Below are 10698 nucleotides of genomic sequence, written 5' to 3' on the forward strand. Positions count from 1 at the left end.
GGACAGCTTCTACTTCGACGGTGCATGGCGCACAACATGGCCTGCCGTCGTCGAAACAGACCCGCTCTCTGTCCATTTGACAGGCAACCAGAGTATTGCGGGCGAGAAAACATTTACCGACCCGATGGAAATAGATGGCGCCAATTTAAATATCTACCCCGTGGATTTCGATGAGGCGATATGGATAGAATCTTCTCCCGGCAGTCTTCCCACAACAACAACCTGGCTTGTCAACGCCGCATACTCCGACCCGGGACTTATTGCGCTCGGTGAAGGTCGGCTCGATGGCGGACTCGGCACTTTCGATCCGTCAGCAGGTTATGCCGCAACATACGGCATTGTGCGAAACGGTGGAGGAACTCCCCATCTGGTTGGCGGACTCGGTGTCGTTACAACTCTATTTAAGGCTGCGGTATCTGGTGTCTCCACGGATGGCTTAAATTACGCAGGTTATTTTATGGGCGATGTCCATATCACCGGCGAACTGACTATAGATACGATTCAATCCCCGCTCGATACGCTCTACATTCCCGAAAAGGTCTGGGTGGAAGAACTCGTGACCGATACTATCGAGTCCCGCGGCGAATTCGTGTTCATCAAAGACGCTTTCGGCGTCCGGGACAGCTTCTACTTCGACGGCGCATGGCGCACAGCATGGCCTGCAGGCGGCGGCGCAGATGCCGACTGGACGATAAGCACAGCAATCGGCGACGGCACGAACGATACTACGCTCGTAATGGGCGGCAAGTGGGGGCTGTTCCGCGATGGCAACACCGGCTACGGCGACGCCTGCTCAACCCATGTCAACCTCGGCGTGGCGTGCACAACGGGCAAAAGCGGTTATGATTATAAATTTTGCACAGTTAGCGGCGGACAATACAACACCGTAACCAACGACTACGCCACGGTCGGTGGTGGGTTCACAAACGCCGCAACCGGCACGACTGCTACAGTCGGCGGCGGAATAGACAATACTGCAAATGGCCGGTATGCTACTATCTCCGGTGGATATTCTAACACTGCAGCCGGTGGGGATGCCGCCATCGGCGGCGGATACCAAAACGCAGCGTCCAACTGGTATACTACCGTTAGCGGCGGATACAAAAACAACGCGAGTAGCTCGGCTGCCACCGTCGGCGGCGGATACGATAACAGCGCAAGCAATACCAATGCGACAGTCAGCGGTGGAAAGGAAAACACCGCAAGCGGAATTAATTCCGCAATCGGCGGCGGATACCGAAACGAAGCAAGCGGCTATTATTCCACAATCCCCGGCGGATTAGCAGATACCGTCTCCGGCGATTGGTCTTTCGCTTTCGGGAACAATGTAACCGTAGTCGATAATTATACCGCGGTGTTCTTCAATTCCGGGAATCCCGGAGAAATTGGAATCAACAACGAGACCCCGACTTCCGCGCTCGATGTCAATGGCGATATCGAGGTCGGCGCGACCGATGCATTCTATTTCGGCGACCCGACAACCGATGGCACATGGCGCATAATAAGAGTCGGAACCGATCTCCAATTCCAGCTCCGCGTAGGTGGGGCCTGGGTGAACAAGATGGGAATAACTCCATAGGCCGCGCAGGGGAGGCAATGGGGAATGTATAATGTAGAATGGGGAGTTTGAAAACGATGATTGGCGAGGAGTGAATAATGCGTGAAACCAATGTCAAAGAGGAAGCGCAGAATCTGTTGGAAAAGTTGCCGGATAATGCAACCTGGGACGATTTAATGTTCGAGATTTATGTTCGTCAAACTATCGAAGCCGGGCTCGAGGATAGCAAAGCCGGTCGAACTACAGATGTCGGGGAAGTTCGAGCTAAATTCGGTTTGTCAAAATGAGAGCATATTGGACAGGCGCGGCAATAAAACATCTATCGGCAATCTACGATTATATTGCGCAAGACTCGCCTGTGTATGCTAAACGGATGATCGATAGATTAACACAGCGCTCGGAGCAAATTGCATCTTTTCCTCTTTCGGGACGCATGGTGACAGAATATGAGGCGGAAGATATACGGGAAATTATAGAAAGGTCATATCGGATCATTTATCGAATAAAACCCGAGCAGATCGATGTTTTAGCAGTGATCCACTGTGGGCGGTTGTTGCCGGAAGATGTATAAAGAATGTATAATGTCCAATGGGGAGATTGAAAACGACGATTATGAACGACCAGATTCAAAATATCATCTGTCATTGCGAGGAGCATTGCGACGTGGCAATCTTCCCGAATCACAACGAGATTGCGACGCCTACGGCTCGCAATGACGGCGTTGGGGACATCGGAAACATCCGTAGGGAAGGGTCTTGCACCCTCCCGATTATCGCCGGTCGGCGCGTGCCGACCGGGAGCACACGTGGGTGCTCCCCTACGGGCGCGTTCCCGGCGCCCTTCGACGAAACCGGCGGCGTGGTGGCGGAAATGCCCGCCGAGGACACGATGACCAATGTGCCGTTCAATATTCAGTATGACTGCGAGATTATGCACGGGATGACGATTTATGTTTGGGTTCGCGCCCGCAATGGCGAGGATGTTACGGACTGGGCGGAAGTTGCGAGTTTGGATGTGCCGGCATGACCGGTATCAGGCGCGCGGCGGATTTAACGGAGACCATTGAAATTAGGAAATAAAATGAAAAAGACAAAGTTAGTTGTGGCAATTATGATGCTCATTGGATTAGCAATGGGCACGAGTCTGATGGCTGCAGGAACAGAACCACTTGGTTCTCCGCGGGAAGTATCGACTTTGGACCATTTATTATGGATAAGCACCAACAGCAGTTCCTGGGGTGATGACTTCATCCAAACCGCTAATATCGATGCCTCGGCTACAAATACGTGGAACTATAATGGATTGACTTATGACGGCTGGTCACCCATCGGAAATGTTACAACCAGATTCGAGGGCAACTACGATGGCAATGGTTTTACCATCGATGGATTATTCATTAACCGCACCACAAATTATATTGGGTTTTTTGGTTATGCGTCTGGAGCAACCATTCAGGATATTGGTGTAACCAATGTGAATATAACCGGTGCAGAGCAAGTCGGCGGTTTGTTGGGAAGGAATTATGACTCTTCAATCATCAGTAACAGCTATAGCACCGGAAGTGTGAGTGGTTCTAGTTTCGTTGGCGGTTTGGTGGGATATACTTATAATTCAACCGTAAGTAACAACTATAGCACCGGAAGTGTGAGTGGTTCTAATTCCGTTGGCGGTTTGGTGGGACATAATTATTTGTCAACCGTCAGTAACAGCTATAGCACCGGAAGTGTGAGTAGTTTTTTTAGTGTTGGCGGGTTGGTGGGGTATAATAATAGCCCTGTAGAGAACTCCTTCTACGATTCTGAGACATCGGGCCGGAGTGATAATACTGGTAAAGGTGTGCCTAAGACAACCCTGCAAATGAAAACACAATCCACCTTCACCGATGCCGGTTGGGATTTCACAACAATATGGAACATGGATGGAATTACAAACGATGGATATGCTTTTCTTAGAGTATTTGCGCCACCTACTTTTACTACCTGGACCGGCGCGAGTTCGACATCGTGGTGCTTTGCGGGCAACTGGGTCTCCGGCGTCGTCCCGGACGAGACGATGGACGCGGTTATCGATCCGGTCGCCACTCAACCTGTAATCGACTGCGTTGCGACTTGTAAGGACCTTACGCTCCACACTGGTGCGGTATTGTCGCATACCGGCGGCAACGCAGTGACAGTTCACGGCGATGTATATAACTCGGCCGGAAAACGACTAATTGTCGGCGGTTCGATAATATTATATAGCAACATTAATATCGAGGATTGAAAAGGAAGATTATGCGTGACGAGGAGAAAACGTGAGTGTGAAAGAATTGATCTCAAAGGAAATCGAGAGGGTTCCCGAGCGGTTCCTCGGGGAAATACTCGATTTCATTCGATTCATGGAAACAAAGGCCACGGAAGAGAAAATGGTAGCGGCTGTCGCAAGCGAATCGTCACTCAGAAAGGATTGGCTAACGCCCGAGGAGGATAAGGCTTGGCAACATTTGTAAAAGGAGATGTGGTAGTCGTCCCGTTTCCGTTTTCGGATTTGACGCGTGCCAAAAGGCGCCCCGCTCTTGTCGTTGCGGAATTGGAGGACGACGACCTGATCCTTTGCCAAATAACCAGCCGGTAGGTTGAAGATGGATATGCAATTTCGCTCGACGAGGTCGATTTCGAATCTGGAACGCTAAGACAGGAGAGCAACGTGCGACCAAATCGTATTTTTACGGCAGACCGACATATTATTCTGTATTGCACCGGTCATCTCAGGCGCGAGAAGATCGACAGCGTAACGAATAGGATAATCGAGATATTGCGGAGATGAAACTCGACCCGAAAACGCCGGGAGCACAAAGGGGTGCTCCCCTATGGATTTTGATTGAATTTTAGATTTTTAGACATAACCCCCAATCGAGGGTAGGAAATATGAAAATACAAAAATACAAGAGATTAACAGCGGCTACAACCTTAAGCATCGCACTAGTATTTTCGATTCTAGCGTGGTCTGCTTGGGCCGAGACACCAGTTATGTCCGGCGGCGGCCATGTTATTCAGCGAGATGCTTTCAGCTCCGGCGGGATGGTTGGTCGTGCGGGAGGTGCGTTCCAGGTGCACGACATCCTCGGGCAGTCTTCACCGCTTACTTATCCGGATACGACTAGCGGCGACGATTATAAGCTCACACATGGGTTTTTAGCCCCGGAGCAATACGACACACTTGTTCCGCAAAGTTGGATTTGGACGGAATTACGTTATGTGCCTGATACTTTTATTACGGTTAATTGGATGGGCGACGACATGGACTCGCTTACCGGTTATGATTCGGGGATTATGTTTTACGATGTCCAATACAGTGACGACTGGGGAACCTCGTGGAACGACTGGTTAGTCGAGACAATCGACACGACTGGCATCTTTGGCCCCGGAACCATGGGCACCGAATACTGGTTCAGGGTTCGCGCAACCGATGGAATAGGCAATATCGAGCCTTACCCAACGGCTGCAGATAGCATCGCTGAAGCTACTATCGATTACCTCGTTACTATTGTTACCACTGTGGCTCCCGGTGGAGATCCCTTGAGCATTCTCAATTCCATTAAATTTGAGCATTATGATACATCGATGTCAACTCTGGCTGTCGATAGCGGATTTGGATCAAATCAAATATGGTGTGTCCCAACCACAGATTTAGATATTTTCACACTTTCTACAGACTCGGATTCCCTAGAACGCTGGTTCACTCTTGATTCTACAAGCTATGTTACAAATTCTGCCTTTGCTTGTTCTTTATATTATTGGCATCAGCATCGCATCATTCTTACACTTCTTGGCACGAGTGCTATACGCCCAGCTGACCTTGAAACATTCACAAAATTCGGTGGAGACACGACGGGTGCGCAATCGGGTATTTACGACAATTGGATAGACAATCAGGGTAACGTGCGATTTTCTGAGTTTACTTCGGGTGTGCCAATATATCGCACATATGATACACGCGAATGGATTGGTGTAACGGATGCTTTGATTGATACAATCAACTATAACTATCTTACTACTGTAATTAGAAATAGCTTTAGTGGCATCGATTCGGGCAAGGTTATGGTCGATGGTGACACAGTAGATTCTCCATATTATGTTTCTTGGGAACCAGGAATACCTCATACAATCGAAGCTATATCGCCTCAACTTCCAACTCTTGAAAGCCGTTATGCTTTCATTTCCTGGAATATTGGAAGCGAAATTAGACATACCATTATGGTTACACCGCCATATATATCCGAATATATTGCCTTTTTCGAGATGCAGCATCCCGTTTCCGTCATCAAAATTCCAGAGAACCCACATGGTTGGATAAGCTGGGATGAAGACACGGCGTGGGGGGTTTCACGCGAGACTTTCTGGTCATTCTTCCTTTCAGAACACAACATCGAGGTATCCGATTCCGATGCTTATAGCGATACTATCTGGCATTTCGACCATTGGGAGGACAGTGGAACTTTGCCATCGAGAGATTATACAATATCTTTCCCCGGTCATACCGAATTATATGCGCTATATTATTACGAGCTCAATGACATCGTGCTTTCTTTCGATATACCCGATACAATTTGGAATGTGGGTAATTTACAGCACGGTGAATCTCGAATAATGTCCGTAGATGATTCAATCAAGGTTGTTAATAACGGAGATGTCCCCTTGGATTGGGGCCTTTGGATTAGAGATGCCGGTGTTTATTGGGCTCCGGATTCGACACCTTCTCTGGATCATTTCTCTCTGTTTGGAAGATTCACACTAGAGGCTGAACCTCCCACTAGAGTTGATTTCCAGTTGTATAACGATCTTATTATGCCAAGTATGAAATGGTCAACACCAACTCTACTCGGTCCAGCTGGAAACAATGTTCCACCAAGCGGCACGAACTGGTCTTACCTCTGGTTTAGACTAAGAGCACCATATTCCAGTTCTTACCCAACATTCAACGAAGTTATCAAGGTCGGTATCCTATGCCGTGCACATATGCCTTAATTAAAAAATCAATGCTAATAAAAAAAGCCCGCTATTGCGGGCTTTTTTTTTATTCAATAATAGCTCCATCCGGGGGGCATCGAGCCTTTAGATTTTCTACCGAACGCCTTGCTGATCACACGCGCGGGAGAAAAATATTATTTTAAATAGACAATCTGACTCCGCGCGTGGGGCACCGACGCCCCCTTGTCGAGCTTGAGGTTTATTTCATGGTTGGTTTTATGCGGACTTTTTCGACTTTCTTAACCGTTGATTCTTCGATAGTTACTATATATTTACCCCATTTAAATACCGTTCCTGCTCTTGGAATTTCGTGCCTGTATTCTTCGATAAAACCGCCAAGAGTTCTATATTGACCTTTCGGAAAATCTGTATTAAAAAGATCCTCCAACTCTGTCAATTCTGTTGTTCCTTTAAAAACAAAAGAGCCATCTTCGATGGTTGTTTCCCTGTTAGGAGTATCTTGTATCCCACAGAGGAAAGCCAAAATATCACGCCTCTCAACCATACCGGTCACCTCGCTATGTTCGTTTACAATCAAAACCGAATCTATATCCGATTGGAACATAGTTGTAAAAAGGTGTAAAACGGAGGTATTTTCAGGGATAAAAACTGTATCCATTATCTCTTTTTCGATATCCTCTTTCAAATTTGCAGATGATCCTCTATTAAAAATACCGAAGATCGATCCATCCTCGTCCTCGACAGCAATATAGTTAGATTGACCTTTATCCTCACATCTATTAGAAAGCTCGGATAATTTAATTTTTAAAAGCTCGGTTTTAGGTTCCATTATATCGAATGCTCTCAGAGATGAAACCTCGAACAAAAGATGGATTATCTCCTCTTTACTCTTGCCAATATCAAGCGTTCCTTGTTGAGAAACAAGCTTAAAATCATTCCAATCTGCTGGTTTAGAAGGTTTTACTATTTTATGGAACACTGCTACTATCCATCTGGAAAGGGCATTTGTCAAACTAGAAGCCGGTTTCAATATCACAGCGATAATGTCGAGGGGCAAAATAGCTTTTCTAGAAAAACTCACTGGTTTCATTAAACCCAGACTTTTCGGCAATATCTCACAGAAAATCAAGCCAACAATGGATATCGTTATCAAGGAGTAAAGCTCACCAACATCTCCAAAACTCTTAATGAATAAATTCGTGGCAACAGAGCTTGCAAGAACTATACATAAATTCGTTCCTATAAGGGTGACCGATAGGATATCCTCCGGATTATCTAGCCAATTGCCTACACCTGCTGGAAGCTGCTTAAGAATATTCCTTTTACGGAATAGAGATATAAGCGCCGTTTCAGTCCCAGAAAAAAATGCTGACCCTAAAAGACTAATTACTATTATTATTACACTTAACAACATTTTTACTCTATCTTAATTCCCACCAAATCTATCTTAGTATGACTGCTTTTAATTATTCTAATCTCCAATCCTTCAATTTCGAGCGTTCTACCAGATTCTGGTATATCCCCCCAATTCTCTATTATCAAACCGCCAATAGTCTTATAATAAACACTTTTTAAATCGAGTCCGAAAAGCTCGTTTAACTCTTGAATGGAAGTGTCACCACCAATTAAATATGACTCCCCGAGTTTCTTGTAAGTCTTTTTAGATGGCTTTTCGTAAATAATAGGTCTTCCATAGACCTCAATTAAAATCCTCTCGCTATCAACAATACCATCGATATCACCATACTCATCTAATACAATGAATTTCCCAAGCCTATTAGCTCTCAGATCGTAAAAAAGATCGGAAACCGCTTTCAACCCAGCGATAAAATACGCTTCGCGAAGGGAGCTCCATGGTTTTTCTTCATTATCAAAAGAGGACAAGTCAGATACATCGATTAACCTCGGTTTATCCTCACTACGACCGGTAAGTATGCAAAAAATGGCATCATACTCGTGCATGGATTCCAATATTTCTTTTTTGGTGGATTCGTAGGAACATATTGGCACTTGAGGACGAGGAGTCATTATTTCCGAAACCTTAGTATGATCCAGTGTGAGGAAATGTAGTAACAATTCCTTATACTCACCTTCCACCGCACCTTGCTTATGAGCTAACTCGATGGCACTTTCAATATCGATTTCGTCCAAGCGTAGATCATCGAATTTTCCCTTCCCAATAATGGCACTTTGGATAATAGTAAGTAAAAAAATCAAAGGCGAGAGGATAAACTCGATAATCCATAAAGCACTTGCGCTAACCCGTGCCCATAACTCGTTGTGTTCCACCGCTATTACTTTAGGTGTTATCTCGCCAAATATAAGGATTAGCACAGTCATTATAGCCACTACGATAGGCACAGCTCCTGGACCTACTAGCTGTATAAGAAAACCAGTCATCAGCGTAGTCGCCGTAATGTTGACTATCATATTACCAGAGAGTATAGCTATAAGCAGCTTCCCAGGTCGGGACAATAAACTCACGACCTTCTCTGCCCATCTTTCTCGTTTAAGCGCCATCCTCTGGACATCAAACCGCCCGAGAGAAAAAAATGCGGTCTCTGAACCAGAGAAAAAGGCTGAAAAAGCAAGTAATATGACTAAAGCTACTAATTTCATTTTTACAAACGACTAAACTATAAATTCTCTATTTTTATATGAGGGATTAGATGTTCTATATCTTCGAGAGAACCTCTGGCTGTGCCCTCGGCCATGGCCGTGGCAGTGCCGCAAGCTACACCGAGTCTTATCGCTTCTTCGAGGCATTTCCCTTTATCCAAAGCGAATGCTATCCCAGCAACCGTGCTATCACCCGAGCCAACTGTATTAACAATCTCTATCTGCGGAGGGTAACAATGGAAGCCTCCTTTCTTAGTGACAGCATACACACCATCCGCCCCTGCGGAAATAACCACAACCTTAAACTCATCCTGCAACAGTTCTCTTGTGGACTCGATCATATCTTTGGTATTTACAAATTCTCTACCAACCAACCTAGAAAGCTCGTGTTTATTGGGTTTTATCATATAGGGAGTCGCTGAAAGTCCGCTTTTTAAAGGCTCACCGTCGGCATCCATTATAACTCTTGCTCCTAAATTTTCAAATGTTAGCGTCAGTTGGGCGTATATATTTGGTGAAAGACCGGGCGGCACACTTCCAGAAATAACAGCTATGGTCGGCGAAGGCTTAAGTAAACGGACTTTATCGACTAAAAGCCCGAGTTCCCTTGGGTCGATAGCAGGTCCCGGTGCGTTAACCTTTAGTTCCTGATCATCCTCCTCGGAGTGGATGATTACATTAGTTCGCGTCTCACCACTTACTCGAATAAAATCGTGAGGAATACCCTCATTAAGAATGCGCCCCTCTATCTCCATGCCGGTATAACCACCGATGAATCCGAGCGCAACCGATTGCCCTCCAAGCGTTAAGATCATACGAGAGACATCTATTCCTTTACCTCCGGGGTATCTTTCCTCGCGAATAATGCGCTTGGTATCATCAAAACCAAAGCTCTCTATCCACATAGTTCTATCAAGTGCCGGATTTAATGTAACAGTATAAATCATCGAATCTCCAATTCAATCTCGATTCTTCTCTAGTGTAAATGGGCTTCTCGATTCAGCATCGGCGAACATACGAAGAAGTATATTCCACAGTAGTCCCATGAGAATATATAGGGCTATCGATGCGATTATCTTCGTGAAAATTAAAAAATCGTAAAGCCCGTGAAAAAAAGCGCTTAATACAAAACCTCTTACGAGCAACGAGAATCTTTTACTTCTCTCGAATTTCGCTCTACCGAGTGTGTATCCCCATATCGAGGAGAACAGCATATGCCCTAACACCGACATTGGCCCACGAATAAGTATTACTGTTGCGCCGAACTCTTTAATATATATAATATTTTCCGCCGATGCAAAACCAAGGGATGCCGCTGCGGCATAGACAAGGCCATCCATCGGTTCGTTAAAACCGGTGCGTTTCCATATTATTAGCATAACGACAGCAAGCTTAGCACCTTCTTCAATAAGGCCGGCGATTATCCAGCTGACCTTTGCCGCATCGGCTGCGTTCCCGGGGGATTGCACACCCATTACCAAAGACAAAGTTCTCTCTAAATAAGCGGTTGGAATAACGATTATTGCACCCGCAAAAAAGACGATTATCACC

At 45.9% G+C, this 10698-nt stretch carries 11 protein-coding genes; 7 read left to right on the forward strand and 4 right to left on the reverse strand.

The window, feature by feature from the left end; all coding sequences use genetic code 11:
* The 7 genes from KAH81_08590 to KAH81_08620 all read left to right on the forward strand — a co-directional run.
* The coding region (locus tag KAH81_08590; GenBank protein ID MCK5833712.1) for a hypothetical protein at positions 1-1579 on the forward strand (1579 nt) is incomplete at its 5' end.
* A 77-nt stretch (positions 1580-1656) separates the two neighbouring features.
* On the forward strand, positions 1657-1845 hold the full coding sequence (locus KAH81_08595; GenBank protein ID MCK5833713.1) for a hypothetical protein: 189 nt from the start codon (positions 1657-1659) through the stop codon (positions 1843-1845).
* Positions 1842-2129: a type II toxin-antitoxin system RelE/ParE family toxin gene (locus KAH81_08600; GenBank protein ID MCK5833714.1), complete on the forward strand. Its 288-nt coding sequence runs from the start codon at positions 1842-1844 to the stop codon at positions 2127-2129. The genes KAH81_08595 and KAH81_08600 overlap by 4 nt, the downstream gene beginning before the upstream one ends.
* A gap of 290 nt (positions 2130-2419) precedes the next feature.
* The gene (locus tag KAH81_08605; protein ID MCK5833715.1) at positions 2420-2584 is read left to right on the forward strand and encodes a hypothetical protein; all 165 of its coding nucleotides are present in this window, start codon (positions 2420-2422) and stop codon (positions 2582-2584) included.
* A gap of 54 nt (positions 2585-2638) precedes the next feature.
* Complete coding sequence (locus KAH81_08610) at positions 2639-3820, forward strand: hypothetical protein (protein ID MCK5833716.1); 1182 nt, start codon at positions 2639-2641, stop codon at positions 3818-3820.
* Positions 3821-3851: 31 nt separating this feature from the next.
* Positions 3852-4046, forward strand: a complete 195-nt coding sequence (locus tag KAH81_08615) for a DUF2281 domain-containing protein (protein MCK5833717.1) — start codon at positions 3852-3854, stop codon at positions 4044-4046.
* Between the two features lie 418 nt (positions 4047-4464).
* Positions 4465-6564, forward strand: a complete 2100-nt coding sequence (locus KAH81_08620; GenBank protein MCK5833718.1) for a fibronectin type III domain-containing protein — start codon at positions 4465-4467, stop codon at positions 6562-6564.
* A 202-nt stretch (positions 6565-6766) separates the two neighbouring features.
* Here KAH81_08620 and KAH81_08625 read toward each other — a convergent pair whose 3' ends face one another.
* The 4 genes from KAH81_08625 to KAH81_08640 form a co-directional block, all read right to left on the reverse strand.
* Positions 6767-7942: a DUF21 domain-containing protein gene (locus tag KAH81_08625; protein ID MCK5833719.1), complete on the reverse strand. Its 1176-nt coding sequence runs from the start codon at positions 7940-7942 to the stop codon at positions 6767-6769.
* A 2-nt stretch (positions 7943-7944) separates the two neighbouring features.
* Positions 7945-9147 (reverse strand): DUF21 domain-containing protein, encoded by a 1203-nt coding sequence (locus KAH81_08630; GenBank protein ID MCK5833720.1) that lies wholly within the window; start codon positions 9145-9147, stop codon positions 7945-7947.
* Positions 9148-9164: 17 nt separating this feature from the next.
* Positions 9165-10094 carry a 1-phosphofructokinase gene (pfkB, locus tag KAH81_08635; GenBank protein ID MCK5833721.1) on the reverse strand — a complete coding sequence of 310 codons (930 nt, stop codon included), beginning with the start codon at positions 10092-10094 and terminating at the stop codon, positions 9165-9167.
* Positions 10095-10106: 12 nt separating this feature from the next.
* Positions 10107-10698, reverse strand: a 592-nt coding sequence (locus tag KAH81_08640; protein MCK5833722.1) for a PrsW family intramembrane metalloprotease, incomplete at its 5' end; no start/stop codon positions are given.

It is taken from the genome of bacterium (assembly GCA_023145965.1).
In the GTDB taxonomy this organism is placed as follows: domain Bacteria; phylum UBP14; class UBA6098; order UBA6098; family UBA6098; genus UBA6098.

Bases quoted from the DNA above. Each gene is read 5' to 3' on its own strand.
- KAH81_08620 (MCK5833718.1), top strand. From the start codon at position 4,465: ATGAAAATACAAAAATACAAGAGATTAACAGCGGCTACAACCTTAAGC.
- pfkB (MCK5833721.1), bottom strand. From the start codon at position 10,094: ATGATTTATACTGTTACATTAAATCCGGCACTTGATAGAACTATGTGG.
- KAH81_08600 (MCK5833714.1), top strand. From the start codon at position 1,842: ATGAGAGCATATTGGACAGGCGCGGCAATAAAACATCTATCGGCAATC.
- KAH81_08625 (MCK5833719.1), bottom strand. From the start codon at position 7,942: ATGTTGTTAAGTGTAATAATAATAGTAATTAGTCTTTTAGGGTCAGCA.
- KAH81_08630 (MCK5833720.1), bottom strand. From the start codon at position 9,147: ATGAAATTAGTAGCTTTAGTCATATTACTTGCTTTTTCAGCCTTTTTC.
- KAH81_08610 (MCK5833716.1), top strand. From the start codon at position 2,639: ATGAAAAAGACAAAGTTAGTTGTGGCAATTATGATGCTCATTGGATTA.
- KAH81_08595 (MCK5833713.1), top strand. From the start codon at position 1,657: ATGCGTGAAACCAATGTCAAAGAGGAAGCGCAGAATCTGTTGGAAAAG.